Below are 26,129 nucleotides of genomic sequence, written 5' to 3' on the forward strand. Positions count from 1 at the left end.
TCAGGCTCCGTAGACCGGCGCCGGCTTGGGCGCGGCCGCCAGCAGATCGTGTACGACCGGACCTAGCTCCTCGGGCCGCCACCGGCGCCCGCGGTCGACCGCCTCGCCGTGCTGCCAGCCGTCGGCGACGCTCACCGAGCCGCCGGAGACCTCGAAGACCCGCCCGGTGACGCCGGCCGACTCGGCGCTGCCCAGCCAGACGACGAGCGGGGAGACGTTCTCCGGGGCCATCGCGTCGAAGCCGCCCTCCGGTGCGCGCATGTCGTCGGCGAAGACGTCCTGGGTCATCGCGGTACGGGCGGAGGGGGCGATCGCGTTGACGGTGACGCCGTACCGGGCCAGCTCGACCGCGGCCACGACGGTCATCGCGGCGATGCCGGCCTTCGCCGCCACGTAGTTGAGCTGGCCGACCGAGCCCATGAGTCCGGCGCCGGAGCTGGTGTTGACGATGCGGGCGTCCACCGGCTCGCCCGCCTTGGCCCGGTCCCGCCAGTACGCGGCCGCGTGCCGCATCGGCGCGGCGTGCCCCTTGAGGTCGACCCGGAGCACCTCGTCCCACTCCGCCTCGGTGAGGCTGACCAGCATCCGGTCCCGTACCAGGCCGGCGTTGTTGACCAGCACGTCCAGCCGCCCGTACGCCTCGACGGCGGCCCGCACCAGCGCGTGCGCGTACGCCCAGTCGGCCACGTCGCCGGCGCTGGCGACCGCCTCGCCGCCGGCCGCGCGGATCTCCGCGGCCACCGCCTCCGCCGCCGTGCCGACGTCGTTGACCACGACCCGGGCGCCGGCCGCCGCGAACGCCAGCGCGTGCGCCCGCCCCAGCCCCTGGCCGGCGCCGGTGACGACGACGACCCGCCCCGCGCAGAAACTCACTTGGCGGCCTCCTTCATCGAGCGGGCGTCGTGCCCGGCGAGCGAGTCCTGGCCGACCTCGGCGTTGTGCGCGTGTGCCAGGTGGTGCAGCCCGAAGACCGAGTCCATGCCGGCGCGCAGCCCCATCAGGTCTTCGGCCTGGTTGACCGCCTTCTTCGCCAGGGCCAGCCCGAAGCGGGGCATCGCGGCGATCCGGCCGGCGATGTCCATCGTGGACCGTTCCAGGTCGTCCGCGGGTACGACCCGGTTGACCATGCCCAGCTCCAGTGCCCGCCGGGCGTCGACCCGCTCGCCCAGGAAGAGGAACTCCTTGGCGAAGCGCGGCCCCATCACCCAGGGGTGCGCGAAGTACTCGACGCCGGGGATCCCCATCCGCACCACCGGGTCGGCGAAGAACGCCCCCTCCGCGGCGACGACGAGGTCGCAGCACCAGGCGAGCATCAGGCCGCCGGCGACGCAGGCGCCGCGGACCATCGCGACCGTCGGCTTGGGCAGCTCGCGCCAGCGCCGGCACATGCCGAGGTACACCTCGGACTCGCGGGCGTACCGGCTCTCGCCCCCGGCCTTGCCGACGTGGTCCCACCAGAGCGAGGCGCGCCGCTCGAAGCTGCGGTCGACGTCGCGCTCCGGGGTGCCGATGTCGTGCCCGGCCGAGAAGTGCTCGCCGGCGCCGGTCAGCACGATCGCCTTGACCGCGTCGTCCTCGGCCGCCCGGTAGAAGGCGGCGTCGAGCGCGTACGTCATCGCGGAGTTCTGCGCGTTGCGGTAGCGCGGCCGGTTCATCGTCACCACCGCGACGCCGCCGTCCACTGTGTACAGCACGACATCCTCGCTCATGCGGCCGCTCCTTTCAGGTCGAGGGCCTCGGCCACCCGGGCGAGGTGGGCGTCGGTGTCGCAGGTGGCCGCGACCGCCCAGGCCCGCTTGGCGTACAGGTGCAGGTCGTACTCGACGGTGTAGCCGATCGCGCCGTGGCACTGGATCGCGGTGCGCGCCGCCTCGCGGGCCGCCTCGGTCGCCAGCAGCACGGCGGTGGAGACGTCCCGGCCCCGCTCCGGGCGGCGCCCGGCGAGGGCCCAGGCGGCCGCGTACACCGCCGGGGCGGCGAACTCCAGCCGCACGAGGGCGTCCGCGAGGTGATGCTTGACCGCCTGGAAGCTCCCCACCGGCACGCCGAACTGCCTGCGCTCCCGGACGTACCCGACGGTCAGGTCGAGCATCCGCCGCCCGAGCCCGACGAGCTGCGCGGCGGCACCGAGCGCGAGCCGGTCGGCGGCGAGCCCCACCAGCTCGGCGTCCTCGGTCAGCGGCTCACCGGACGGCTTCGGCACCCGCACCGCCGCGAGCGAGCCGTCCACAGTGGTCTCGTCGACGGCGCCGTCCAGTGTGGAGAGCCATGCCGCGGGGCCGTCGAGGTGGAGCACGAGCGTGGCGCGGCGGCCGTACGGGACGAGGCCGCCCGCGACGGCGACCCGCGTGCGTCCGGCCAGGATTCCGGGCAGGTGACCGCCCGGGTCGCCGGTCGCGGCGAGCAGCGGGGCCGCCACGGCCGCGGTCTCCACCACCGGCAGCGGCACCGCCGCGTACCCGGTCTCCTCCAGCAGCGACACCAGGTCGACCTCGTCGAGGCCGAGCTCGCCGACCGCCCCGGGGATCCCCATCCCGGTGAGGGCGCTCCACAGTGCCTCCACACTGGACTCGTCCCCGCCCGGCCAGGCGGCCCGCACCACAGAAGGCGGGCAGGCGCTGGCCAGCAGGTCGCGTACCGCCTCGCGGAGCGCGACCTGGTCGGCCGTCCACCCGAACCGCATCTCAGCCTCCCCCGCGCGGTAGGCCGAGCACCCGTTCGGCGACGATCGTGCGCTGGATCTCGTTGGTACCGGCGTAGATCGGTCCGGAGAGCGAGAAGAGGAAGCCCCGGCTCCACGCCGCGTCGACCCGCGCCTCCGGTCCGAGGATCTCCAGCGCCGCCTCGTGGATGTCGACGTCCAGTTCGGACCAGAAGAGCTTGTTCATGCTGGAGCGGGCGCCCGCCGGCACGCCGGCGAGCAGCGCGTCGACGTCACGGAGGGTGTAGAGGTGGTACGCCCGGGCGCCCATCCAGGCCCGCACCGCCCGCTCGCGCAGCCGCGGTGCCAAGGAGCCGCGGGAGCGGGCCAGCGCGACGAGGCGGTCGGCGGCGGCGAGGAAGCGCCCCGGCGAGCGGAGCGTGAGCCCGCGCTCGGAGCCGGTGGTGGCCATCGCGACCCGCCATCCCTCCCCCACGCCGCCGAGCACGTCCGCGTCGGGTACGAAGACGTCGGAGAGGAAGACCTCGGCGAAGCCCTCGTCGCCGTCGAGCCGGCCGAACCCCCGTACGGTCACGCCGGGCGCGTCCAGCGGCACCAGGAAGTAGGTGAGGCCGCGGTGCCGGGCGGCGGCCGGGTCGGTGCGGAAGAGCCCGAAGAGGTGGGTGCAGAACGCCCCGCGGGTGGTCCACGTCTTCTGCCCGGACAGGCGCCAGCCGCCGGCCGCCTCGTCGCGTACCGCCGTGCTGCGGATGCCTGCGAGGTCGCTGCCCGCCTCCGGCTCCGACCAGCCCTGGCACCACAGGTCCTCGGCCGCCGCCATCCGGGGCAGCAGCCGGTCGCGCTGCCCGTCCGTGCCGAACTCGAAGAGCGTCGGGGCGAGCAGGAAGATGCCGTTCTGGGTGACCCGCTGCGGCGCGCCGGCCGCGTGGTACTCCTCCTCGAAGATCAGCCACTCCCAGAGCGAGGCGTCCCGCCCGCCGTACCGCTCGGGCCAGGAGACGGCCGACCAGCGCGCCTCGTGCAGCCGGCGCTCCCAATCGACGTGCCGGGCGAAGCCCTCGCGGGTGTCGCCGGAAGGGAGCGGCTGCGCCGGTACGTTCGCCCGGAGCCAGGCGCGGGCCTCGGCGCGAAACGCGGCCTCGCTCGCGGTGTCGGTCAGGTCGACGGTCATGTGCCGAACTCCCGCCGTACCTTGTCGGCCACGCCGGAGAGGTTGAGCTCGAAGGTGAACCCCTGCTCGTACCGGTAGCTGCGCTTGACGTCGACCGGGTCGATGCCGTTGAGCGACTGCTTCGCAGCCCGGATCACGGCCGGCTCCTTGGCAGCGATCTCCCGGGCCAGCTCCAGCGCGGCCTCCCGCAGCCCGTCCCGGGGTACCACCGCCAGCACCGAGCCGTACCCGTGCAGCTCGGCGGCGGTCGCGGTGCGGGAGGTGTACACCATGGCGCGCATCCGGTGCTGCGGCACCAGCCGGGCGAGGTGGGTGGCGGCGCCGAGCGCGCCCCGGTCCACCTCGGGCAGGCCGAACGTGGCGTCCTCGCTGGCCACCACGATGTCCGCGTTGCCGGCCAGGCCGATGCCGCCGCCGAGGCAGTGGCCGTGCACCGCCGCGATCACCGGTACCGGGCAGTCGTAGACGGCCGCGAACGCCGCCGCGCAGCCCCGGTTGACGGACACCATCGCGGCGAAGTCGGTGGCGCGGTTGAGCTCCTTGACGTCGACGCCGGCGTTGAAGCCGCGCCCCCGGGCCCGGAGCACGACCGCGCATACCTCCGGGTCGGCGCCGGCCGCGGTGAGCGCCTCGGCCAGCGCGAACCAGCCGGCCACCGGCAGGGCGTTCACCGGCGGGTTGTCCATGACGACCTCGGCGACGCCGGCCGATACCGAAGAACTGATCATGCGGTTGCTCCCTGGGTGACGAAGGTCGCCCACGCGCGGGCGGCGACCACCCCGGCCTGGGTGGTGCAGGTCAGCTCCAGGTCCACCCGCGGCTCACCGTCCCGCGTGTACCGGCGGGCGACCTCGCCGGCGCAGGTGAGCGTGTCGCCGGGGAAGACCTTCGCGGCGAAGCGGACCCGGAACCGGCGTACCGCGGCGGCGCCGAGCCAGCCGGTGGCCCAGGTCGCCATCAGGCCGGCCTGGAGCATGCCGAGCGCCAGCGGTGCCGGCAGCCCGGCCGCCCGGGCGAACGGCTCGTCGTGGTGGATCGGGTTGAAGTCGCCGGACGCGCCCTGGTAGCGCACCAGGTCGGTACGGGTGAGCGGGCCGACGACGAGCGGGGCGGGCGGCGTCACGACGTCTCGACCCCGGTCTGTCGGGCCTCGGCGACCAGCCGCCCCGACGCGTCGCGAAACTCGGTGACCATGACGGCGAACGTCAGCGTGCCGCCGCCCCGGCTCGTCTTCGTGTAGATCTCGGTGACCGCCGACTGGGCGGTCAGCCGGTCGCCGGCGCGCGGCGGCGGGCCGTGGAAGACGTACTCCTGCTCGGCGTGCAGGCCGCGGGACTGGTCCATGGCGACCTTCTCCCACGGGTCGCTGTCGCCGTGCTGCCAGAAGAACGCCGTGGTCAGGAACGTCGGCGGGATCACCGGCTCCACATCGGACAGGTACGCCGGGTCGGTGGCGAAGACCGCGCGGGCGAACTCGCGTACCTTCCCGCGCTCGATCTCCATCTCGAACGGCGTGCCGGCGGCGCCGAGCGCCCCGGTGTCGACCATCACGACCTCCCCGTCACGGATGCTGGCTGCTCACGGAGATGACCTCGCCGGCGAGGTACGAGGCGAGGTCGCTGGCGAGGAAGACGATGACGTTCGCCACCTCCTCCGGCTCGGCCGCCCGCCCGAACGCCTCGCGCCCGGCGAGCGTGGTGAGCAGCTCCTCCGTCGTCACCTTGGCCAGGTGCGGGTGCATCGCGATGCTCGGCGCGACCGCGTTGACCCGTACGCCCGCCTTGGCCGCCTCCAGCGCGGAGCAGCGGGTCAGCGCCATCACGCCGGCCTTCGCGGCGGCGTAGTGCGCCTGGCCCTCCTGCGCCCGCCAGCCGATCACCGACGCGTTGTTGACGATCACGCCGCCGCCCCGCGGGATCATGTGCCGCAGCGCCGCCCGGGTGCAGCGGAACGTGCCGGTCAGCGTCACGTCCAGCACCGTGTGCCACTGCTCGTCGGTCATCTCGACCACCTGCGCGGTGCCGCCGAGGCCGGCGTTGTTGACCAGCACGTCGAGGTGCCCGTACTCGTCGACGACCGTGTCGACCATCCGCTGAACCTGCTCCTCGACGGTCACGTCGCAGGGCACCGCGAGCGGCTCCTCGCCGGCGATCCCGGCGAGCGTCCGGGCCGCCTCGGCGAGCCGCCGCTCGTGCCGGTCGCTGATCGCCACCCGGGCGCCCTCCTCGGCGCAGCGGCGGGCGGTGGCGAAGCCGATCCCGGTGCCGGCGGCCGCGGTCACCAGCACGGTCCGCCCGGCCAACAGTCCATGTCCGGTCATCGCGCCTCCCGCCGGGGTACCGCCACGCTCTTGTCGACCGGCAGCCGGGGGCGGTCGATCTCATACGCCGGCATCGCCGCGCTCCTCGGACGCCGCCGGGGCGGGGCAGGCCAGCCGGGCCACCACGTCCCGGGCCTGCTCCATGATCCGCTCGACCAGCTCGGCGCAGCAGGGCAGGTCGTCGATGAGCCCGACCACCTGCCCGGTCGCCATCACGCTCAGGTCGGTGCGACCGTCCACCATGGCCGAACGCAGCAGCGCCGGCGTGTTGGCGGCGAGCAGCACCTGGCTGAGCCGCAGCTCGTGCGAGCGGCGCATCGACAGTCCCTCGCTGACCATGTCGCGCCAGCTCATGCCGGTGTGCCGGCGCAGCGCCGCCGCGCTCCGCACCGACCGGGCCAGCCGGCGGGCGCGCCCGGCCCGGGCCAGCCGGTCGACGAACGGGGTGCGCAGCAGCCGTTGCGGCAGCCCGTCGAGCACGTCCGTCCAGACCGTGTCGTACACGCTCGCGGCCAGGTACGCCCGCTTGACCGCCTCGGGCACCTCGCTGTCGCTGGTCAGCAGGAACCGGGTGCCCATGGCGATGCCGGAGGCGCCGTACGCGAGCGCGGCCACCAGCCCCCGCCCGTCGAAGTAGCCGCCGGCCGCGATCACCGGGATCTCCACCGCGTCGACGACCTGGGGCAGCAGCAGCGAGGTCGCCACGCCGCCGGTGTGCCCGCCGCCCTCGCCGCCCTGCACGACCACCGCGTCGGCGCCCCAGGCGGCCACCTTCTCGGCGTGCCGGCGGGCGCCGATCGAGGGTACGACCACGATGCCGGCGTCCTTGAGCCGGGCGATCAGCTCCGGCTTCGGCGCGAGGGCGAACGACGCGACCCGTACCCCCTCGCGGATCAGCAGGTCGACCCGGTCGCGGGCGTCGGTGGCGTCGGCGCGCAGGTTGACCCCGAACGGCGCCGGGGTCCGCTCCTTGACCGCGCGGATGGCCGCCTCGAGCTCGGCGAGGCTCATCGTGGCGCTGCCGATGACGCCGAGGCCGCCGGCGGCGGAGGTCGCGGCGGTCAGGCGGGCGCCGGAGACGTACCCCATGCCGGTCTGGACGATCGGGTACCGGACGCCGAACAGGTCGCAGATGGCGGTGTGCAGCCTCACGGCGCGGGCACCTCCCGGGAGCGCAGGTCCTGCGGGTCGATGACCGTGCGGATCAGCTCCAGCTCGCGGTCGGTCGGCAGCCGCGTCCGGGCCACCTCGCCGGCCATGACCAGGTCGAACCCCGTCGCCGCCACCACCTGCTCGACGGTAACGCCCGGGTGGACCGAGACCAGCCGCATCCGGTGATCCGGCGTGGCGAAGTCGAAGACGCCGAGGTCGCTGACCACCCGGCGGATCTCGTGGAAGCGGCTCGCGGAGGGGCCGGCGGCGGCCGCCCGGTCGTACCCGACGCCGGAGACCATGTCGACCCGCTCGACGAAGGAGCGGGGGCGGTGCCGGCTCACCCAGTAGCTGGTCGGGTGGTGGACGGTGTTGCCCGGCGCGCCGCGCACGCCGAGCAGCTGCGCGGTGGGGCGCTCGAACGGGCCGACGGCCGAGATGTTCGCGTTGCCGTACCGGTCGACCTGGCTCGGTCCCATCATCACGTGCCGGCGGCCGGTGTAAATCAGGTCGAAGATCGTCCGGAACGGCAGCCAGCCCTCGATCACCGGTGGCTTGTCGCCGAGCGCCCAGGTCCCCTGTACCAGCAGCGCCTCGCCGTCGGAGAGGAGCAGGTCGGGCGCGAACGTGGCGCGGGCGAGGCGGGCGCCGATCGTCGGGATCACGCCGACCGGGCTGGCCAGGATCTCGCCGTCGCCGCGCCACACCTCGGCGCAGGCCACGACGCAGACCTCGGCCCGGGTGACGCCGCTCATCCGGCCACCGCCCCGGCCCGGTACGCGGGCTCCTCCCCCGCCAGGTAGCGGGCGGTGAACTCGGCCCACGCGGCGGGGTCGGCGGCCGCCCGCACGTACTCGCGCTGGAACGCCTCGTCCCGCCCGTAGTCGGGGTCGCAGGCGGTGAAGTGCGCCCCGCCCGGCGCCTCGACCACGCCGCTGACCATCCAGCGCTGGATCCGGAGCGTCTGCACCGGCGCGGTGACGGTCAGCTCCTCGGTCGGCACGATCCGCTCGCAGGAGACGTACGCCCGGTCGGCGGCCATGCAGAACAGCTCGTCGAAGTACGGGTCCACGCCGAGCACCTGGCCGTTGCCGAGCGCGTCGGCCCGGTTGACGTGGACGAGCGCGGCGTCGAGGCGCAGCGCGGGCATGGCCACCAGCTCCTCTCCGTCCTCGTACGGCGAGCCGACCGTGCGCAGCTCCGGGTTGACCCGCATGACGTCCGAGCCGAGGCCGGCCCGGGTGGGCAGGAACGGCAGCCGGCACGCCGCGGCGTGGAGCCCGAGCTGGAGCATCCCCTCGTCGTACTCGCTGACGGCGAGGGTGCCGGCCTGGCGCGCGGCCCGGAAGTGCGGCTCCAGCGGGATGCTGTCCAGCGAGACGAAGCCGTACACCAGGCGGCGGATCTTGCCGGCGGCCAGCAGGAAGCCGGCGTCGGGGCCGCCGAAGGTGACCACGGTCAGGTCGGTCAGGTCGGAGCGGAGGATCGCCCGTACGAGCGACATCGGTTTGCGCCGCGAGCCCCAGCCCCCGATGCCGATGGTCATCCCGGAGCGCAGCTCCGCGACGACCTCGCTCTCCGTCATGCGCTTGTCTGCCATCGCCGCCTCTCGCCGGTAGGCCGCCAAGATAGCAAGCGCTTGGTTGGTAGCGCCATACCCCGGGTCCGCGGGGCGCTTCGACACCGCCGGTACCGCACGCGGCGGCCCCGGGAAGTACACTCCAATGTCCCCATCGACCGGCCCCGAACTAGTAGGTGAGAACCGGTGGCGCGTGAGCCCGTGGACCGCCGCGAACGCATCCTGGCCAGCTCGGCCAAGCTGTTCGCCCGCAACGGCGTGGCGGCGACGACGGTCCGCCAGATCGCGGACGAGGTCGGCATCCTCTCCGGGAGCCTCTACCACCACTTCGACTCCAAAGAGGCGATCGTCGACGAGGTGGTCTCGTCGTTCCTCACCGACCTGCGCACCCGGTACGAGAAGGTCCTCGCCAGCGACCTGGACGCCCGCGCGCGGCTGCACGACCTCGTCGTCGCCTCCCTCGAAGCGGTCGAGGCGCACCCGCACGCCACCGAGATCTACCAGAACGACGTCAACTACCTGAGCCAGCTCGACCGCTTCGCGTACCTGCGCAAGGCCGGCCGGGACGTGCAGAACGCCTGGCTGCAGGTGATCCAGGCGGGCATCGACGCGGGCGCCTTCCGGTCCGACATCGATCCCAAGATCCTCTACCGCCTGATGCGCGACGCGCTCTGGATGTCGGTCCGGTGGTTCAAGCCCACCCGGGAGTACCCGCGCGCCCGGCTGGCCGAAGACTGCACGTCGATCTTCCTGGACGGCCTGACCCAGGCTCCCCGCTGACCGTTCCCGGCTCTTGACCTTGCGGCGGCCCGCGACCTAGGGTGTAGCAAGCGCTTGGTTGGCGAGCGGTGACGGAAGGGGCATGTGGTGGGCGCACCTTCCGCGGTGGTCGTCGCCGCCGCGCGTTCCCCGATCGGCCGCGCGGTCAAGGGCTCGCTGCGCGACGTCCGCGCCGACGACCTGGCCGCCACGATCGTCACGGCCGCGCTGGAACAGGTGCCCGAGCTCGACCCCCGCGACCTCGACGAGATCGTCATGGGCTGCGGCCAGCCCGCCGGCGAGCAGGGGTACGGCATCGGGCGGGTGGTCGCCGTGCTGCTCGGCCTCGACGCCGTGCCGGCCGCCACCGTCCAGCGGTACTGCGCGTCGAGCCTGAGCGCGGCCCGCTCCGCGTTCCACGCGATCGTCGCCGGCGAGGCCAGCGCCGTCGTCGCCGCCGGGGTCGAGTCCATCTCCCGGTACGCCGCCGGGAAGTCCGACGGGATGCCGGACACCCGCAACCCGCTCTTCGCCGCCGGCGGCCTCCCCGACGTGTACCTGCCGATGGGGCTCACCGCGGAGAACGTGGCCCGGCTGCGCGGGGTGGGCCGGGCCGAGCAGGACGCGTTCGCGGCGCTGAGCCAGCAGCGGGCCGAGCGGGCCCGGGAGAGCGGGTTCTGGGCCCGCGAGATCACCCCGGTGAAGGCGCCCGACGGCACGCTGGTCACCCAGGACGACAGCCCACGCCCGGGGGTCACCGAGGCCGGCCTCGCCGCGCTGAAGCCGGTCTTCCGCGAGGACGGCACCGTCACGGCCGGCAACTGCTGCCCGCTCAACGACGGCGCGGCGGCGCTGGTGATCATGTCGGACCGGCGCGCCGCCGACCTCGGCATCACGCCGCTGGCCCGGATCGTCGCCACCGGCGTCTCCGCCCTCTCCCCCGAGATCATGGGGCTGGGGCCGGTCGAGTCGAGCCGGCGCGCGCTGGCGACCGCCGGGATGACCATCGACGACATCGACCTCGTCGAGATCAACGAGGCGTTCGCCGCGCAGGTGCTGCCCTGCTGCGCGGACCTCGGCGCGGACCTGTCCAAGGTGAACCCGTTCGGCGGCGCGATCGCGGTCGGCCACCCGTACGGCATGACCGGCGCCCGCATGATCGGCACGGCCGTCAACGGCCTGCGCGAGCGGGACGGCAGCCTGGCCCTGGTCACGCTCTGCGCGGCCGGCGGCCAGGGCCTGGCGATGGTCCTGGAACGGTGCTCGTGAGCGGGCGGCGCCACCGCGCCGGCCGCTAGGCGCCCGCGTTGCGCGCCACCGGTACCGCCCGCCAAGGGGTGACGTTCGCCGTGCTGGCGTGCGCCGCGGCCGCGTTCGCGATGCTCCAGTCCTTCGTGATCCCGGTGCTGCCGACGCTGCAGGCCGCGTTCGGCACCACGCAGGGCGCGGCCACCTGGATCCTCACCGCCTGCCTGCTCTCCGCCGCCGTCTGTACCCCGATCATGGGCCGGATCGGCGACCTGGTCGGCCGCAAGCGGATCCTGGTCGTCACGCTCGTTCTGCTCGTCGCCGGCTCGCTGCTCGCCGCGGTCGCCGACAGCATCGGCGTGATGATCTTCGCGCGGGTGGTCCAGGGGGTCGGCGGCGGCGTGCTCCCGCTCTCGTTCGGCATCGTCCGCGACGAGTTCCCGCCCGAGAAGGTGGCCGCCTCGGTCGGCGCGATCGCCTCGCTCACCGCGATCGGCGCCGGGCTGGGCGTGGTGCTCACCGGCCCGATCGTGGCCACCCTCGGGTACCGCTGGCTCTTCTGGTTTCCGCTGATCGTGATCGGGCTGACCGCGGTCGCGGCGTGGCTGTTCGTCCCGGAGCCGCCCGCCGGCGCCGGCAAGGTCGCGGCCGAGGAGCGGCGCGACGGGCCCGCGGCCGCCGGCGAGCGGAGCGAGCGCGGCGGGATCGGCTGGCTGCCGGCGCTCTTCCTGACCGCGTGGCTGGTCGCGCTCCTGCTGGCGCTGAGCTTCGGCCCGGAACGCGGCTGGCTCTCCCCGGCGATCGTGGCCCTGCTCGCCGGCGCGGTCGCCGCCGGCGCGCTCTGGGCGGCGGCCGAGTCGCGGGCCCGGCGGCCCCTCATCGACCTGCGCATGATGCGGATGACCGCGGTCTGGACGACCAACCTCGTCGCGCTGCTCGTCGGCATCGGGCTCTTCGCCACGTTCGGCTTCCTGCCGCAGCTCGTGCAGACCCCGCCGGAGGTCGGGTACGGGTTCGGCGCCACGGTCGCCGAATCCGGCATGATCATCTTCCCGTCGTGCGTGACCCAGGTCGCGGTGGGGCTCCTCAACACCCGCCTCGAACGCCGGCTCGGCGGCAAGGCGCTGGTCGTCGCCGGCTGCCTCGCCTGCGCCGCGTCGATGACCGCGATCGCGTTCGCGCACCACGACGCCGCGCCGCTGTACGTGGCGAGCGCCGTGCTCGGCTTCGGCGTGGGGCTCTCGCTCTCCGGGCTCGCCGGCCTGATCGTCACGGCGGTGCCGGCCGGGCAGATCGGCGTCGCGAGCGGCATGAACGCGAACGTCCGCATGATCGGCGGCAGCATCGGCGCCGCGCTGATGGCGAGCATCGTACAGTCCAGTGTGGACTCGGGCGGGCCGCCGGCGGAGTGGGGGTACACGACCGGCTTCGCCGTGCTCGGCGCGAGCTACCTGCTCGCCGGCGCCGCCGCGCTGCTGATCCCGACCGCCACCGGACGCCCGCTGCGCCAGCCGGCCACCGTACCCGCGTAGGGACCGCCGGCGACCGGTCAGCGGTGGACGAGGCCGCCGCCGACCTCGATGACCTGGCCGGTGGTCGCGGCGGCGCCGTCGGAGACCAGGAAGCGGACGGCGGCGACCAGGTCGTCCGGCACCAGCCGGCGCGGTACCGCCTGGGCGGCCAGGGTCCGGGCGACGGCCTCCGGGTCTTCGCGCCCGCCGGCGAGCTCGACCTCGCCCTGGGTCTGGATCGCGCCGGGCGAGATCGCGTTCACGGTGATGCCGGAGCGGCCCAGCGCGCGGGCCAGCGACCGGGTGAGGCCGACCAGGGCGGCTTTGCTGGAGACGTACGACGGGCCGGAGGGGCCGCCGAGGCGGACGGTCGCCGAGGTGATGTTGACGATCCGGCCCCAGCCGCGTTCGGCCATGCCGGCGGCGAAGGCCTGGGCCAGCAGCATCGGGGCGGTCACGTTCACCGCGAACGTCGCCTGCCACTCCCCCAGCTCCAGCCCGCGGATGTCCACGTTGGAGGCCCGGGCGGCGTTGTTGACGAGCACGTCCACCGGGCCCGCGTGGACGGCCAGATCCCGTACCGCGCCGGGGTCGGAGAGGTCGGCCTCGAGCGTGCGCACCTCGGCGCCGCGCTCCCGGCACTGCCGCGCCACCTGGGCCACCTCGTCGGGGGCCGCCAGGTGGTGCAGCAGCAGGGTGCGGTCCGGCTGGGCGAGGCCGGTGGCGAGCGCGGCGCCGATGCCCCGCCGCGCGCCGGTGACCAGGATGCGGTGCGTCACGAGGGTTCCTCCGGGGTCAGCACGGTCTTGATCGTCTCACCCGAGCGGACCAGCGCGAGCGCCGCCGCCGCGTCGTCGAGCCGGAACCGGTCGGTGACCAGCGGGGCGAGCCGGCCGGCGTGCCGGCGGAGGGTGTCGACCGCGGCCGGGAAGCTGTGCAGGATGGCCATCGAACCGACGATGGTCAGCTCGTCGGCGTAGAGGCGGTAGGGCGGGACCGGGACGGTGGCCTCCGGCCGGGCCACCCCGAAGACCAGCAGCGTGCCGGCGCGGGCCACGCCGGCGAGCGCCCGCTCGAACGCGGCGGGGTTGCCGGTCGCCTCGACCACGGACGGAGCGCGCAGCCCGGCGGCCTCCTCCGGCGTGCGGACGTCGGCGCCGGTGAGCCGGGCCGCGAGGGCGCGGCGGGCCGGGTTGACCTCCACCAGCGTCACCGGTCCGACCCCGCGGGCCTCCAGCAGGACCGCCATGAGCAGCCCCATGGTGCCGGCGCCGTACACGATCGCGGGCCGGTCCGGCGGCGGGTCCAGGCGGCGCAGCCCGCGCACGGCGCAGGCGACCGGCTCGGCCAGCGGGGCGACCTCGATCGGGAACCCCGGTTCCAGCCGGTGCAGGTTGGCGGCGGGTACCGCGGTGAACTCGGCCCAGGCGCCGTCCCGGGTGGCGCCGACGGCCGCCCACCGCTCGCACATGTTGCCCTGCCCGCGGCGGCACGGGTCGCAGGCACCGCAGTGCAGCGAGGGGTCGACAGCCACCAGGTCGCCGGTCCGGTACCCGGTGACGCCGGCGCCGGCCGCGACCACCTCGCCCCACGGCTCGTGCCCGGGGACCAGCGGAAACCGGTCGGTGCCGAGATCGCCGGCGAGCAGGTGCAGGTCGGTGCCGCAGATGCCGCAGGAGCGGACCGCGACGACCACCTCGCCGGGGCCGGGCGTGGGGTCGGGTACCCGGGTGACGGCGAGCTCGCCCGGCCCGGTGGCGAGGACGGCGCGCATCAGGCGTCGAAGACGATCAGGCCGCGGGTGGCGGCGCCGGAGCGCAGCGCGTCGTACGCCTCGTCCATCTGGTCGACCCGCCACCGGTGGGAGACCATCGCGGCGAGGTCGAGGCGGCCGGCGAGGTACAGGTCGACGAGGTCGGGGAAGTCGACCGGCGGGTTGGAGGAGCCGTACTTGGAGGCGATGACCCGGCGCTCGCCGTTGAGCAGGTGGCCGGGGTCGAAGGTGAGGGTGGCGCCGTCCGGGTAGCCGGCGATCACCACGCAGGTGCCGCGGACCGCGAGGCTGGCCATGGCGAGCGGAAACGCCGGGGCCGCGCTGGTGGTGACGAACGCGTGGTCGACGCCCCGGCCGGCGGCGTCCCGGATCCGGTCGGCGGCGTCCGGGGCGGCGGCGTCGACGCAGTGCGTGGCGCCCATGCGGGTGAGCGCGGCGAACTTGTCCGTGCGCACGTCGACCGCGATCACCGGGTAGGCGCCGGCGAGCGCGGCGGCGTGCAGGGCGCTGATGCCGACCCCGCCGCAGCCGACGACCGCGACGGCCTCGCCGGGGCGGACCCGGGCCGTGTTGCGGACCGCGCCGACGCCGGTGGCGGCCGCGCAGCCGATCAGCGCGGCGAGGTCGAGCGGCATGGCCGGGTCGACCGGTACGACGGCCCGCTCGGCGACGACGGTCAGCGGCGCGTTGGTGGCGGGTCCATAGTGGAACACCTCGGTGCCGCCGTGGTGGAAGCGGGTGGTGCCGTCGGCCATCCGGCCCAGCGGTGGCTGGTGGGCGCAGAGCGCCGGGTAACCCTGGCGGCAGGTGCGGCAGCGGTCGCAGCCGGGCGCCCAGGAGACGATCACGTGGTCGCCGGGTGCCACAGTGGACACTCCGGGGCCGGTCGCCTCTACGACGCCGGCGCCCTCGTCGCCGAGCACGATCGGCATGGGGATGGCCGCGTGCTCGCCGTCGATCGCGTACAGGCAGCTGTGGCAGACGCCGGAGGCGGCCATGCGGACCCGTACCTCGCCGGCCCGGGGCTCGTCGACGTCGAGGTCGAGGAGGCGGTGCGGTGTCCGCGCCCCGGTCAGCACCGGCGTGGGGACGATCATGGCGTACCTCCCGGGTCAGCGGCCGGACCGGCCAGGTGGATCTTGACTTCGCCGCCGCCGGCCGCGGCCCGCAGCGCGGCGGGCGCGTCGGCGAGGGGGCGTACGGCGGTGACGAGCCGGTGCACCGGCGCGCCCGCGGCGATGAGCCGCTCGGCGGCGGCGAAGTCGTCCGGGACGTACATGGCGGAGCCGGCGAGGCGGATCTCGTGGTCCTGGATCGTCTCCACGGTGAGGTCGACCGGGCCGTGCCCCACGCCGACGACCACCACGGTGCCGCCGCGCATCGCCAGGCGCAGCGCGGATCCGAGCGAGCCGCGCGAGGCCACGCAGTCGAACACGACGTCGGGCCGGCCGTCGAGCGCCGCCGCGATCCCGTCCTCGGAGGCGGGGTCCAGCGCGGCGGCCGCGCCCAGGGAGGCGGCCAGGTCGCGCTTGGTGGCGACCGGGTCGGTGACCACCACGCGCGCGGCTCCGCCGGCGAGCGCGGCGAGCAGCACGCACTGGCCGATGCTCCCCCCGCCGAGGACCGCCACGGTGGCGCCGCCGACCCCACCCGCGACGGTGGTGGCGTGCACGGCGGTGGCCAGCGGCTCGGTCATCGCGGCCGCGGCCAGGCTGACGCCGGGCGGCACCGGGGCGAGCGCGGCGGCCGGTACGGTGAACGCGTCGGCGAAGCCGCCCGGCCGGTGCGACCCGACGCCGACCAGGTTGGCGCAGAGGTTGGGGCGACCGCGTCCACAGTAGAAACAGTCGCCGCAGGCGACCGCGGGGCGCAGGTAGAAGCGCTCGTCGCCGACCAGGCCGGAGGCCTCGTGGCCGGGCGCGATCGGGTACGGCAGCCACGGGTGTCCACGGTGGAGGGTGTGCAGGTCGGAGCCGCAGATCCCGGCGTACGCGGTGCGCACCAGCACCTCGCCGTCGGCCGGCTCGGGCTCCGGCACCTCGCGCACCTCGACCGCGCCCGGCCCGGTGATCCACACCTGTCTCATCGCTCAGACCTCCGCGGGCCGGCAGACGATCGCGGCCACCTCGCCGCGGAACTCCAGCGCCCCGGCCGCGGACGGGGCGACGAGGGTCTTGCCGCGGTCGATCGGCAGGCTCCCGCCGGCCCAGCGCAGCTCGCCCCGGCCGGCGGTGACCACGACGACCGCGAAGCCCGCGTCGGGGAGCGTGACCGTACCGGCGCACTCGACCAGCCAGGCCCGGAAGTACGTGTCGGCGGCCGGCCCGAAGAGGTTGGCGACGCCGGGTACGCCGGGCAGCGGGCGCGGGGTGGGGAGCAGGTCGTCCAGGCGGTAGGCGTAGCTCTCCAGGTCGAAGCAGGACAGCGCGAGGTCCCAGCCGAGGCCGAGCGTGGCGGCGTCCGCGTCGACCCGGAAGGCGGTGTGGTCGGCGAGGATCGAGAACGACGTCGGCTCCTGCAGCTCGACGATCGTGACGCCGGGGCCGATCGCGTGGGGCAGCCCGGCGGGTACGTAGAGCACCTGCCCGGGCCGCACGGTGAGCTCGTTCATGGCGGCGAGCATCGCGGCGGTGTCCTGGTCGGCGATCCAGCGGCGCAGGTCCGCGCGGTCGACGCGGTGGCGCATGCCGAGCCACACCTTGGCGTCGCCGGTCGTGGCGAGCACGATCCAGCCTTCGGTCTTGCCGAAGACGCACTCCAGGTGCTCGCGGGCGAAGGCGCGGCTCGGGTGGCAGTGCACCGGCAGCCGCTCGCCCGCGTCGAGCAGCTTCACCAGCAGTCCACTGTGGCCGCCGAACGTCGCCGCGAGCCGCTCCCCCAGCCATCCGACCGGGTCGTCCGCCACCAGGTCGGCCAGCGAACCGAGCGGGGTGCGGGAGACGCCGGTGTCGGCGGGGTGGCCGGGCGGGAGGATGGCCGCCGGCAGCGCGGTCATCGACCCCACCCAGTCCTCGGGTCCCCGCTCGACGCTCTGGCTGGACGACCCGGACGGCCGTCCCGCGCCGGACGTGCCCCGGAAGTCGTCGATCCCGGCGCCGCCGGCGTAGTAGACCGGGACCCGGTTGTCGCCCAGGAGCAGCGGTGCGGTCACGAAACACCTCCGTCGATCGGGTACAGCGGCCGGGGCGCGTGCTGGAAGTCGAGGTAGTCCAGGCGCGGGGTGCTCGCGCCGGGCAGGTCGAGCAGGATCGCCTCGCTGTAGCCGCCGCCGTAGCCGGCCCGGTAGAGGGTGGCCGAGCGGACCAGGACGGCGTCGGCGCCGGCGGGGTCGAGGCCGGCGTGCCGGTACGCCGCCGGGTCGAACGTCGGCGCCGGCCGCTCGGTGAGCAGCACGGTCAGCCCGGTGCCGGTGTCCAGTGTGGACCATCGCCCCATCCCGACCGCCTGCCCGGTCATCGCCGAGCCGGTGAGGGTAACCGGATCGGCGCCGAGCCGGGTGACCGTGCCGGTGACCCGTACCGGCGCGGACCAGCGGGGGTCCACTGTGGCGCCGACCATCGTCTCGACGGTGCCGCCGGCGCCGGCCGCGTGGCAGGCGGCGACGGCCGGGGCGTCCACGACGGTGGCGTACGACCGGATCCGCCCGGCGCGCTCCAGGAGGGCGGCGATGACCGTGGCGCTGTCGGCGGCGGCGCCGGCGGTCGGCGAGTCGGCGGACTGCACGAGCAGCACCGGGCCGCGGCCGGTGCCGGCCCGGACCGAGGCGACCGCGGCGGGCACCGGCACCGGGTGCACCGCGAACTCGCCGCGCCGCTCCCACGCCGCGGCGGCGACGGCGTCCGCGACCGCCTGGGCGGCGGAGGCGTCGCCGGAATGGGTGACGGTCACGCCGAAGCCGAGCTCGGGCACGTCCAGCCAGGGCTGCACGGGAAAGAGCGAGACGTCGAGGATCGGCCCGCCGGTCGCGTCGTCGGCGAGGCGGCGCAGGAGGGCCATCGGCGGGTCGGCGACCGCCTGGGACTCGGCCGGCACCAGCATCGGCCGCTTCGCCAGCACGGTACCGGGGCGCGGCCCCTCGCCCAGCGCCCGCAGCGCGATCCGGGCGCCGCGCCGGCCGGTGTCGCCCTGGTCGACGTGGGGATAGGTGCGGAACCCGACCAGCGCGTCGACCTGGCCGACCAGCCGCGCGGTGACGTTCGCGTGCAGGTCGTGGGTGACGACCAGCGGCGTGCCCGGCCGCAGCACCGCCCAGGCGGCCTCGACCAGGGCGGCGTCCGCGGCCGGCTCACCCTCCGCGGTCAGGGCGCCGTGCAGGCAGAGCACGAGGGCGTCCAGCGGCCCGGCGGCGACCAGCCCGTCGAAGAGCAGACCGCGCAGGTACGCGAACGCGTGGCTGTCCAGCACCCCGCCGGACATCGCCCAGGCGCGGACCACCGGTACCGCCCCGGCGCCGCCGGCCGCGATCTCGGCGAGCGCGCCGGCGATCTCGGTGTTGGTGCCGGCGGAGCGCTCGGCGGCCTCCGCGCCGACCCAGAGCCCCTGCGCCGTGAAGTCGTCCAGTGTGGAGGGTCGAGCGGCGAACGTGTTGGTCTCCTGGATGACGCTGGCGACCGCGACCCGTGGCTGTGCGGCCATCAGTGCATCACCCATCCGCCGTCGACGACCAGCAGCTGCCCGGTGACGAACGAGGCGTCCGGGCCGAGCAGGAAGCTGGTGGCGGCGGCGACGTCGTCCGGTTCGCCGCGGCGGCGCAGCGACTGCAGGGCGGCCATCGTCGCGGCCAGCTCGTCCGGGTCGCCGTAGACCGCCTCGTCCGGGGTGCGGATGGCGCCGGGGGCGATCGCGTTGACCCGTACCCCGTCCGGGCCGACCTCGCGGGCCAGCGCCCGGGTGAAGCCGACGAGGGCGGCCTTGGAGGTGACGTAGTGCAGGTTGCCGGTCCGCCCGAGCAGCGGCGTGACCGACGACATCACCACCACCGCGCCGTGCTCGGCGGCGGCCAGGTCCGGGTACGCCGACTGGACGCAGAGGAAGCTGCCGGTGACGTTGACCGCCAGGACCCGCTGCCAGTCGGCCGCGGTGAGCGTGTGCCACGGCCGCTGCGCGGCGACCGAGGTGGCGGCGTTGCAGACCAGCGCGGTGACCGGGCCCAGCCGGTCGCGTACCGCCTCGACCATCGCGGCGACCTGGTCCGGTTCACCGATGTCCGCCTGGACCGCCGCGGCCCGCCCGCCGGCGGCGGTGATCCCCTCGACGATGCGGTCCGCCTCCGGGCGTTCGCCGGGCAGGTGGTTGACCGCGACCGCGGCGCCGTCCGCGGCCAGCCGGGCGGCCACCCGGCGGCCGATGCCGCCGGTGGCGCCGGTGACCAGCGCGACCCGGCCGGCCAGGTGCGGGGTGGCCATCAGAACCTCGGGAACGTCGCCCGGAAGCCGGCCCGCGCCGCGTCGGCGAACTCGCTGCCCTCGCCGACCCTGCGGTGGTGGTCGGCGTAGAACCGCAGCTTGTCCTGGTCGATCTCGACGCCGAGGCCGGGCCCGGCCGGCACGTCCAGGCAGCCGTCGCGAAACGTGAACGGCGTGGTGATGATGTCGTCGGCCTGCTCCGGCAGGTGCGAGTCGGCGGTGTGGCTGAGCATCGTCTCGGCGGAGGCGAGGTGCAGCACGGCGGCGGTGGAGATGCCCAGCTCCCGGTCGCTGTGCATGCCGAGGCCCAGGTTGAAGGTCTCGCAGATCTTGGCGAGCTGGAGCACGGCCGAGGGGCCGCCCCAGAAGTGCACGTCGCCGAGGATGACGTCGACGGCCCGCTGCCGCACCGCGAGGGGGATCTGCTCGAACGCGACGCAGCACATGTTGGTGGCCAGCGGCACCGGGGTCCGTTCGCGGACCAGCGACATGCCCTCGATGCCCCAGGTCGGGTCCTCGCAAAACTCCAGGCCGTAGTCGTTGACCGCGTGCAGCACCCGGATGCTGGTCTCCACCGACCAGACGCCGTTGGGGTCGATCCGCAGGTAGCGCAGCCGGTCGCCGAGCCGCTCGCGGATCAGCCGGACGCTGGCGATCTCCTTCTCCGGCGGCAGTACCCCGTTCTTGAACTTCACGTCCCGGAAGCCGTGCGTCTCGAAGAGCTCCTGCGCGTGGTCCGCGGCGTCCTCGACGGTGTCGCCGCGGCCGATCTCGGTCATCGACTCGTACCGGTAGAAGACGTAGGCGGCGAACTCCACCCGCTCGGTGGCGATACCGCCCCACAGGTCGCCGCAGCGCTTGCCGAGCGCCTTGCCGACCAGGTCCCAGCAGGCCATCTCGACGGCCGCGCCGGCGAGCTTGGCGGCGCCGACGAGGGCGAGCTGCTCGCTGGTCATCCGGAACACGGCGAAGCGCCGGGCGACCCGGCCGACCTCGGTGGGGTCGAGCCCGATGTAGAGGTCCCGGTGCAGGTGCAGCGCCTGGACGACCTCGTCGCCGCCCCGGGTCTCGCCGATCCCGACCAGCCCCTCGTCGGTGACCAGCTCGACGATCGTGCGGGTGGTGGCGACCTCCACCCCGAACGACCAGCGCAGCGGGCGGCGCAGCGGTACCGTCACCGCGGTCGCCCGGATGTCGACGATCTTCATGGTCACTTCCCCTCGGCGAGCGCGGCGCGCACCGCGGCGAGCGTCTCGTCGACGTGCCGGTCCTCGTGCGCGGTGGAGACGAACCAGGTGCCCCGGGGCAGGATCCGTACCCCGTGCTCCAGCAGCCGGGCGGCGAACTGGGCGTACCCGGCGCGGTCGGCGCGGAGCGCCTCCCGGTAGTCGCGCGGCTGGCCGGTGTCGAACCGCACCTGGAACACCGCCGGGAAGCCGACGATCTGGGCCTCCACCCCGGCGTCGGCGAACTCCTTGCGCAGCCCCTCCATCAGCCGCGTCCCGGTGGCGCCGACCCGCCGGTGCGGCTCGCCGCCGGCGATCTCGGTGAGCGTGGCCAGGGTGGCGGCCATCGCGACCGACTGGGTGTTGTACGTGCCGCCGTGCAGCACCGGCCCGGCCAGCACGCTCATCGGCTCCCGCCGGCCGACCAGGGCGGCGACCGGGAACCCGTTGGCGAGGGCCTTGCCGAGGACGGTGAGGTCGGGTGTGACCCCGTACAGCTGCTGGGCGCCGCCGGGCGCGACCCGGAAGCCGGTGATCACCTCGTCGAAGACGAGCAGCGTACCGGTGGCGTCGCAGGCCGCCCGGACCGCTTCGAGGTATCCGGGGCGGGGCAGGATGCCGGCGTTGTTGAACATCACCGGTTCCATGATCACCGCCGCGACGTCGCCGGCGGCCAGGCGCGCCGCGAGGGGTTCCGGCGTGTTCCAGGGGAGCACCTCGATGTCGGTGGCCGGCTGCTGGCCGGCGGAGCCGGGCACGGGTACCGGCGCCTCGGCCGGGCCGGCCTCCTCCAGCGGCGGGGAGACGCTCCACAGCACGTTGTCGAACCAGCCGTGGTAGTGCCCCTCGAACTTGACCACTGTGGAGCGTCCGGTGACCGCCCGGGCGACCCGGAACGCGGCCTGCACCGCCTCGCTGCCGGAGACCGAGAACCGGACCAGCTCGGCGGAGGGTACGAGGTCGGCCAGCAGCCGCGCAGCGGCGTACTCGAGCTCGGTCTGCCCGGCCACCAGGATGCTCCGGTCGAGCTGCGCGCGGGCCGCCTCGACCACCGGGGCCGGGCGGTGGCCGAGCAGCATCGGCCCCATGCCGAGGAAGTAGTCGATGAGGCGGTTGCCGTCCAGGTCGGTCAGGATCGGGCCGTCCGCGGCGGTGAAGACCAGCGGATGCGGTGCGATCCCCAGCCGGAAGGCGCTGTTGACGCCGCCGGCGACCAGCGCGGAGGCTTCCTCGATCCGTTGTCGCGAGGCGTGGAATGGCATTGTGCTGCTCCTTGGCGGCGGTGGGGGCACCGAAGGGACGGTCCGGTCGGCGATGGGCGGTTCAGGTCACCAGACCGTCCAGCCGCCGTCGACCACGAGGCTGTGGCCGGTGACGAACGAGGACGCCGGCGCGGCCAGGAACAGCACCGCCGAGCGGAGCTCCCGGTCGGTGCCGAGCCGGCGCATGGGGGTGCCCTCCTCCAGCGCGGCGATCACCTCCGGGCGGAGCGCGTCGTCGTTGGCGGGGCTGGGGAACATGCCCGGGCAGAGCGCGTTGACGGTCACGCCGGTCGGTCCCACCTGGGCGGCCAGGAAGCGGGTCAACCCGACGAGGGCGTGCTTGCTGGCGAAGTACGAGGCGATGTCGAGGTCGATGCCGGGGTAGCGGGAGGCGTCGCCGCCGACCACCCCGTACACCGAGGCGACGTTGATGACCCGGCCCCAGCCCCGCTCGATCATGCCCGGGACGAAGCGCTGGAACAGCCAGAACGGCGCTTCCACGTTCAGCGTCATGATCCAGCGCCAGTCCTCGGAGCGGGCCTGCGGCCAGGGCGCCCGGTGGGCCAGGCCGGCGTTGTTGACCAGTACGTCGATCTCGCCGGCGGCGGCGACCAGCACGTCGATCTCGGCCGGCTCGGTCACGTCGGCGCGGACCGGTACCACCGTGCCGCGGGCGGCCAGCTCGGCGGCGGTACGCTCCAGCGGCTCCGGCCGCCGCCCGCAGATCACCACCTCCGCGCCGGCGTCCACGAACGCCTCGGTCATCTGCCGGCCCAGGCCGTCGCCGCCACCGGTGACCAGGACCCGGCGCCCGGTGAGGTCGAAGTCGTCCACGGTCACCTCAGTGTCCTTTCAGTACGGTGGTTCCGGACTCGGCCGCGTCGAGCGTGGCCTCGTCCCCGGCCGGCCCGTCCGGGCCGTCGACCGTCTCCAGTCCGGCCATCAGGTGCAGCAGCCGGGTGTGGGTCACCCGCTCGATCGTGTCGTCGTAGACCACCCGGCCCAGGCGCAGCACCACGACCCGGTCGGCGACGGCGAAGACCGTCCGGATGTCGTGGCTGATGAGGATCACGCCGGCGCCGTTGTCCGCGGCCTGGCGGGCGATCCGCAGCACGTTGCGGGTCTGGGTGACGCCGAGCGCCGCGGTCGGCTCGTCCAGGATGATCAGCTTGACGCCCTCCTTCATCGCCCGGGCGATCGCCACCGACTGGCGCTGGCCGCCGGAGAGCCGGCCGACCGAGCGGTTGAGGTCGGTCAGCGTGATGCCGAGCGAGGCGAGCCGCTCGCGGGTGCGAGCCAGGGCGGCGCCGTCGTCCCGTACCGGGATGAAGCCGAACAGCCGGCGGCGCGGCTCGTCGCCGAGGACCAGGTTGTGCGCCACCCCGAGGTTGGGGCAGACGGCGAGGTCCTGGTGCACGGTCTCGATGCCGGCGCGGCGGGCGTCGATCGGGCCGCCGAAGTCCACCGGCGCGCCGCCCAGCTCGATCCGGCCGGCGTCCGGGCGGTGCACCCCGGAGATCAGCTTGATCAGCGTGGACTTGCCGGCGCCGTTGTCGCCGACCAGGCAGACCACCTCCCCGGCGCGGACCGAGAACGTGCCGTCGCGCAGCGCGAAGACCGGACCGAACCGGCGGGCCAGCCCCTCGACCCGCAGCACCACCGGGCCCGGCTGGTGGCCGGTCTCCCGGTCCAGGCCGTACTCCTGCGCCGCGGACGCCCCAGCGCCCGGCGGTGCCCCCGGCGTCGGGTCCGGCTCGGCCGGTGCCTCACGGCGCACCGAGCGGGCCCGCCGGTGCTCGGCGATCTGGTCGGCGCCGAGGGCCAGCAGCAGTACCAGGCCCTTGCTGATCTGCTGCCACCAGTCCTCCAGGCCGGCGAAGATGAGCCCGGAGCTGAGTACGCCGATCGTGGCCACGCCGACGAAGACGCCGGCCGGGTGGCCGCTGCCGCCGGCGAACCCGACGCCGCCGAGGATCACCGCGGTGAGCACGTCGAGCTCGAACGAGGTGCCGATCTGTGGCGTGCCGCTGCCCAGCCGGGCCGTGGTGAGTACCGCCACGACACCCATCAGCAGGCCGTTGAGCACGTACAGCCGGACGATCACCCAGTCGACGTTGACGCCGGTGAGCCGGGCCGCCTGCGCGTTGCCGCCGATCGCGAAGAGCCGCAGGCCGCCCGGGGTACGCAGCAGCCAGAACCCGCCGAGCACGAAGAGCACCGCCGCGACGATCACCGGCAGCGGCACCTCGTTGATCCGGGCCCGGCCGAGGAAGATGAACGCCTCGGAGAAGCCGAAGACCGAGCGCCCCTCGCTGACCAGGTAGGCCAGTCCCTTGAAGACCGCCATCGTGCCCAGCGTCACGATGAGCGGCGATATCTTCATGTACCGGACCAGGATGCCGTTGGTCAGGCCGAGCACCAGGCCGGCCAGGAGCCCGACCGCCACCGCCAGCACCACGTTTCCCGAGTCCTTGGCGAACTGCGCGGTGATCACGGAGATCAGCGCGTACTGCCCGCCGATGGAGAGGTCGACGTTGCCGGAGACGAGCAGGAACATCGCGCCGATCGCGGCGATCGCGATCGCGGAGATGTTCATCAGGATCGTCAGTCCATTGGAGACGGTGAAGAAATTGTCGAACGAGATTCCGAAGTAGGCGACCAGGACGGCGCAGAGCAGGGCGAGCCCCGTGCGCCGGCTGGGTTCTCCGGGTACCAGGTATCGGCGGTTGGCCGCCACGGACGCGATCGACAACTCGACCCCCTCGCCAGACTCAGGCGGCGTAGTTGATGAACTGCTCGCGATCCTGGTAGCGGATCGAGCCGAGCATGGTGAAGTACTCGGCGGAGTTCTTCCAGGTCTCCGCCACGGCCTTCATGTCGGCCTGGTACTTGTCGATGGTGGCGGCCGAGTTGAGCTCGATCGCGTTGAACTGCATCACCTGCGGGACCGGCTTGCCCTCCAGCCAGTCGGCGGCGAACTGCCCCCACGCGTACCCCATCAGCGGGTAGGCGAAGGCGAAGCTGGCCTTGTACGCGCCGCCCTTGCGGATCTCGGCGAGCGCCTGCTCGTCGCCGTCGATGCCGGACAGGTACATCTCCGGCTTCGCCTTGCCGGCGGCCTGGAGGGCGGCGAGCGCGCCGAGGCAGTACGTGTCGCCGCCGATGACCACGTTCACGTCGGGGTTGGCCTGCAGGACGGTGTTCATCGCCTTGAACCCGCCGTCCTGCGTGATGGCCGGCGGCTGGATGTCGGTGACGATCTTCACGCCCGAACCGGCGGTCTTGAGCCCGTCGAGCGCGCCCTGGTGGCGGGCCTTGAGCACCTCGATGGTGTCGGTGTTGAAGTAGACGACGTTGGCCTGCCCGCCGAGCTTCTCGGTGATGTACTTTGCGGCCGCCATCCCCTGCGCGTTGCCCACCTTGTACTGGTCGGCCGCCACCTGCGAGGTGCACGGCGGGGTGACCAGGGAGAGCACCGCCGCGCCGGCCTCGATCGCCCGCTTCAGCAGCGGCGCCTGGGCGTTGGCGTCCAGCGGCTGGATGCAGAGCGCCGCGATGCCGCGCTGCAGGAACGTCTCGATCTGCTCGACGTTCTTGGCCGAGTCGTCGTTGGCGATGGCCGTGATGAACTCCAGGCCGCGGGCCGTGGCGGCCGACTCGATGGCCCGGGTGATCTGGAGGAAGAACTCCGCGTCGGAGGTGTTGGCCCAGGCGATCCGCTTGGGCAGGTCGGGCTTCTCGCCCGCCGCGCCGTTGAAGTCGAAGGGCGCCAGCTGCTTCTTCTCGGTGATCCCGTTGCCGATCACCTTCTCGCCGGAGCCCGAGCCGGATCCGGAGTCCGAGCCGTCGTCGACCGAACAGGCCCCCAGCAGTGGCAGGCCGACAAAGGTACCCGCGCCCGCGAGCGCGCCGATTCGCAGAAGGTTACGCCGGTTGAGCTGCCCCCGCCCCGCTGTTGTGTCACCAGGCATGTGTGCGACTCCTCTGTCATCGGGTCCGCATTGCGGACTCCGATTTTGCTATGCGGACACGCTAGGGACAGCGCTCGTGATCTGTCAAC

General features: G+C 74.3%; 26 protein-coding genes. 3 read left to right on the forward strand and 23 right to left on the reverse strand.

What is annotated here, in order from left to right; all coding sequences use genetic code 11:
- From RB614_RS04350 to RB614_RS04400, 11 genes are read right to left on the reverse strand one after another with little or no spacing between them, the layout of a single operon-like run.
- A complete protein-coding gene (locus RB614_RS04350; RefSeq protein WP_308711022.1) occupies positions 1–873 on the reverse strand; it encodes an SDR family oxidoreductase in 873 nt (290 codons plus the stop codon).
- A complete protein-coding gene (locus RB614_RS04355) occupies positions 870–1,709 on the reverse strand; it encodes an enoyl-CoA hydratase (protein ID WP_308711023.1) in 840 nt (279 codons plus the stop codon). Before RB614_RS04355 ends, RB614_RS04350 begins: the two co-directional genes overlap by 4 nt.
- Positions 1,706–2,683: an acyl-CoA dehydrogenase family protein gene (locus RB614_RS04360; protein ID WP_308711024.1), complete on the reverse strand. Its 978-nt coding sequence runs from the start codon at positions 2,681–2,683 to the stop codon at positions 1,706–1,708. The genes RB614_RS04355 and RB614_RS04360 overlap by 4 nt, the downstream gene beginning before the upstream one ends.
- Position 2,684: 1 nt before the next feature.
- The gene (locus RB614_RS04365; RefSeq protein WP_308711025.1) at positions 2,685–3,833 is read right to left on the reverse strand and encodes an acyl-CoA dehydrogenase family protein; all 1,149 of its coding nucleotides are present in this window, start codon (positions 3,831–3,833) and stop codon (positions 2,685–2,687) included.
- On the reverse strand, positions 3,830–4,561 hold the full coding sequence (locus RB614_RS04370; protein ID WP_308711026.1) for an enoyl-CoA hydratase family protein: 732 nt from the start codon (positions 4,559–4,561) through the stop codon (positions 3,830–3,832). The genes RB614_RS04365 and RB614_RS04370 overlap by 4 nt, the downstream gene beginning before the upstream one ends.
- Positions 4,558–4,956 carry a MaoC/PaaZ C-terminal domain-containing protein gene (locus RB614_RS04375; protein WP_308711027.1) on the reverse strand — a complete coding sequence of 133 codons (399 nt, stop codon included), beginning with the start codon at positions 4,954–4,956 and terminating at the stop codon, positions 4,558–4,560. The genes RB614_RS04370 and RB614_RS04375 overlap by 4 nt, the downstream gene beginning before the upstream one ends.
- Positions 4,953–5,381, reverse strand: coding sequence for an FAS1-like dehydratase domain-containing protein (locus RB614_RS04380; RefSeq protein ID WP_308711028.1), 429 nt, complete (start codon positions 5,379–5,381; stop codon positions 4,953–4,955). Before RB614_RS04380 ends, RB614_RS04375 begins: the two co-directional genes overlap by 4 nt.
- Positions 5,382–5,394: 13 nt before the next feature.
- Positions 5,395–6,153, reverse strand: coding sequence for an SDR family oxidoreductase (locus RB614_RS04385; RefSeq protein WP_308711029.1), 759 nt, complete (start codon positions 6,151–6,153; stop codon positions 5,395–5,397).
- Positions 6,154–6,213: 60 nt separating this feature from the next.
- Positions 6,214–7,299, reverse strand: a complete 1,086-nt coding sequence (locus RB614_RS04390) for an NAD(P)H-dependent flavin oxidoreductase (RefSeq protein ID WP_308711151.1) — start codon at positions 7,297–7,299, stop codon at positions 6,214–6,216.
- 2 nt (positions 7,300–7,301) lie between these two features.
- Positions 7,302–8,060, reverse strand: a complete 759-nt coding sequence (locus RB614_RS04395; protein WP_308711030.1) for a CoA-transferase subunit beta — start codon at positions 8,058–8,060, stop codon at positions 7,302–7,304.
- Entirely contained in the window at positions 8,057–8,905 is an 849-nt protein-coding gene (locus tag RB614_RS04400; protein WP_308711031.1) for a CoA transferase subunit A, read from the reverse strand. Before RB614_RS04400 ends, RB614_RS04395 begins: the two co-directional genes overlap by 4 nt.
- A 165-nt stretch (positions 8,906–9,070) precedes the next feature.
- Between RB614_RS04400 and RB614_RS04405 the strand changes: the two genes are divergently transcribed.
- From RB614_RS04405 to RB614_RS04415, 3 genes are all read left to right on the forward strand, one after another.
- Entirely contained in the window at positions 9,071–9,664 is a 594-nt protein-coding gene (locus RB614_RS04405) for a TetR/AcrR family transcriptional regulator (protein WP_308711032.1), read from the forward strand.
- Between the two features lie 87 nt (positions 9,665–9,751).
- Entirely contained in the window at positions 9,752–10,912 is a 1,161-nt protein-coding gene (locus RB614_RS04410) for an acetyl-CoA C-acyltransferase (protein WP_308711033.1), read from the forward strand.
- Positions 10,913–10,950: 38 nt separating this feature from the next.
- Positions 10,951–12,423 carry an MFS transporter gene (locus RB614_RS04415; RefSeq protein ID WP_308711034.1) on the forward strand — a complete coding sequence of 491 codons (1,473 nt, stop codon included), beginning with the start codon at positions 10,951–10,953 and terminating at the stop codon, positions 12,421–12,423.
- A 17-nt stretch (positions 12,424–12,440) separates the two neighbouring features.
- Here RB614_RS04415 and RB614_RS04420 read toward each other — a convergent pair whose 3' ends face one another.
- The 12 genes from RB614_RS04420 to RB614_RS04475 all read right to left on the reverse strand — a co-directional run bounded on the left by RB614_RS04420 (position 12,441) and on the right by RB614_RS04475 (position 26,040).
- A complete protein-coding gene (locus tag RB614_RS04420; RefSeq protein WP_308711035.1) occupies positions 12,441–13,181 on the reverse strand; it encodes an SDR family NAD(P)-dependent oxidoreductase in 741 nt (246 codons plus the stop codon).
- Positions 13,178–14,176: an alcohol dehydrogenase catalytic domain-containing protein gene (locus RB614_RS04425; protein ID WP_308711036.1), complete on the reverse strand. Its 999-nt coding sequence runs from the start codon at positions 14,174–14,176 to the stop codon at positions 13,178–13,180. The genes RB614_RS04420 and RB614_RS04425 overlap by 4 nt, the downstream gene beginning before the upstream one ends.
- A complete protein-coding gene (locus tag RB614_RS04430) occupies positions 14,176–15,273 on the reverse strand; it encodes a zinc-binding dehydrogenase (protein ID WP_308711037.1) in 1,098 nt (365 codons plus the stop codon). Before RB614_RS04430 ends, RB614_RS04425 begins: the two co-directional genes overlap by 1 nt.
- Positions 15,270–16,262, reverse strand: a complete 993-nt coding sequence (locus RB614_RS04435; protein WP_308711038.1) for a zinc-dependent alcohol dehydrogenase — start codon at positions 16,260–16,262, stop codon at positions 15,270–15,272. Before RB614_RS04435 ends, RB614_RS04430 begins: the two co-directional genes overlap by 4 nt.
- A 3-nt stretch (positions 16,263–16,265) precedes the next feature.
- Positions 16,266–17,327, reverse strand: a complete 1,062-nt coding sequence (locus tag RB614_RS04440; protein WP_308711039.1) for a class I mannose-6-phosphate isomerase — start codon at positions 17,325–17,327, stop codon at positions 16,266–16,268.
- Entirely contained in the window at positions 17,324–18,811 is a 1,488-nt protein-coding gene (locus RB614_RS04445) for a M81 family metallopeptidase (RefSeq protein WP_308711040.1), read from the reverse strand. Before RB614_RS04445 ends, RB614_RS04440 begins: the two co-directional genes overlap by 4 nt.
- Positions 18,811–19,581: an SDR family NAD(P)-dependent oxidoreductase gene (locus RB614_RS04450; RefSeq protein WP_308711041.1), complete on the reverse strand. Its 771-nt coding sequence runs from the start codon at positions 19,579–19,581 to the stop codon at positions 18,811–18,813. The genes RB614_RS04445 and RB614_RS04450 overlap by 1 nt, the downstream gene beginning before the upstream one ends.
- On the reverse strand, positions 19,581–20,789 hold the full coding sequence (locus tag RB614_RS04455; protein ID WP_308711042.1) for an enolase C-terminal domain-like protein: 1,209 nt from the start codon (positions 20,787–20,789) through the stop codon (positions 19,581–19,583). The genes RB614_RS04450 and RB614_RS04455 overlap by 1 nt, the downstream gene beginning before the upstream one ends.
- 2 nt (positions 20,790–20,791) lie before the next feature.
- Positions 20,792–22,069 carry an aspartate aminotransferase family protein gene (locus tag RB614_RS04460; RefSeq protein ID WP_308711043.1) on the reverse strand — a complete coding sequence of 426 codons (1,278 nt, stop codon included), beginning with the start codon at positions 22,067–22,069 and terminating at the stop codon, positions 20,792–20,794.
- 66 nt (positions 22,070–22,135) lie between these two features.
- Positions 22,136–22,909 carry an SDR family NAD(P)-dependent oxidoreductase gene (locus RB614_RS04465; RefSeq protein ID WP_308711044.1) on the reverse strand — a complete coding sequence of 258 codons (774 nt, stop codon included), beginning with the start codon at positions 22,907–22,909 and terminating at the stop codon, positions 22,136–22,138.
- Between the two features lies 1 nt (position 22,910).
- Positions 22,911–24,821: an ABC transporter permease subunit gene (locus tag RB614_RS04470; protein ID WP_308711045.1), complete on the reverse strand. Its 1,911-nt coding sequence runs from the start codon at positions 24,819–24,821 to the stop codon at positions 22,911–22,913.
- 19 nt (positions 24,822–24,840) lie between these two features.
- Entirely contained in the window at positions 24,841–26,040 is a 1,200-nt protein-coding gene (locus tag RB614_RS04475) for a sugar ABC transporter substrate-binding protein (protein WP_308711046.1), read from the reverse strand.
- Positions 26,041–26,129: the final 89 nt, after the last annotated feature.

It is taken from the genome of Phytohabitans maris, from assembly GCF_031085175.1.
Classification (GTDB): domain Bacteria; phylum Actinomycetota; class Actinomycetes; order Mycobacteriales; family Micromonosporaceae; genus Phytohabitans; species Phytohabitans maris.

Bases quoted from the DNA above. Each gene is read 5' to 3' on its own strand.
- RB614_RS04360 (WP_308711024.1), bottom strand. From the start codon at position 2,683: ATGCGGTTCGGGTGGACGGCCGACCAGGTCGCGCTCCGCGAGGCGGTA.
- RB614_RS04425 (WP_308711036.1), bottom strand. From the start codon at position 14,176: ATGCGCGCCGTCCTCGCCACCGGGCCGGGCGAGCTCGCCGTCACCCGG.
- RB614_RS04435 (WP_308711038.1), bottom strand. From the start codon at position 16,262: ATGAGACAGGTGTGGATCACCGGGCCGGGCGCGGTCGAGGTGCGCGAG.
- RB614_RS04385 (WP_308711029.1), bottom strand. From the start codon at position 6,153: ATGACCGGACATGGACTGTTGGCCGGGCGGACCGTGCTGGTGACCGCG.
- RB614_RS04370 (WP_308711026.1), bottom strand. From the start codon at position 4,561: ATGATCAGTTCTTCGGTATCGGCCGGCGTCGCCGAGGTCGTCATGGAC.
- RB614_RS04355 (WP_308711023.1), bottom strand. From the start codon at position 1,709: ATGAGCGAGGATGTCGTGCTGTACACAGTGGACGGCGGCGTCGCGGTG.
- RB614_RS04455 (WP_308711042.1), bottom strand. From the start codon at position 20,789: ATGAAGATCGTCGACATCCGGGCGACCGCGGTGACGGTACCGCTGCGC.
- RB614_RS04400 (WP_308711031.1), bottom strand. From the start codon at position 8,905: ATGGCAGACAAGCGCATGACGGAGAGCGAGGTCGTCGCGGAGCTGCGC.
- RB614_RS04430 (WP_308711037.1), bottom strand. From the start codon at position 15,273: ATGATCGTCCCCACGCCGGTGCTGACCGGGGCGCGGACACCGCACCGC.
- RB614_RS04445 (WP_308711040.1), bottom strand. From the start codon at position 18,811: ATGGCCGCACAGCCACGGGTCGCGGTCGCCAGCGTCATCCAGGAGACC.
- RB614_RS04395 (WP_308711030.1), bottom strand. From the start codon at position 8,060: ATGAGCGGCGTCACCCGGGCCGAGGTCTGCGTCGTGGCCTGCGCCGAG.
- RB614_RS04380 (WP_308711028.1), bottom strand. From the start codon at position 5,381: ATGGTCGACACCGGGGCGCTCGGCGCCGCCGGCACGCCGTTCGAGATG.
- RB614_RS04475 (WP_308711046.1), bottom strand. From the start codon at position 26,040: ATGCCTGGTGACACAACAGCGGGGCGGGGGCAGCTCAACCGGCGTAAC.
- RB614_RS04365 (WP_308711025.1), bottom strand. From the start codon at position 3,833: ATGACCGTCGACCTGACCGACACCGCGAGCGAGGCCGCGTTTCGCGCC.
- RB614_RS04450 (WP_308711041.1), bottom strand. From the start codon at position 19,581: ATGGCCACCCCGCACCTGGCCGGCCGGGTCGCGCTGGTCACCGGCGCC.
- RB614_RS04460 (WP_308711043.1), bottom strand. From the start codon at position 22,069: ATGCCATTCCACGCCTCGCGACAACGGATCGAGGAAGCCTCCGCGCTG.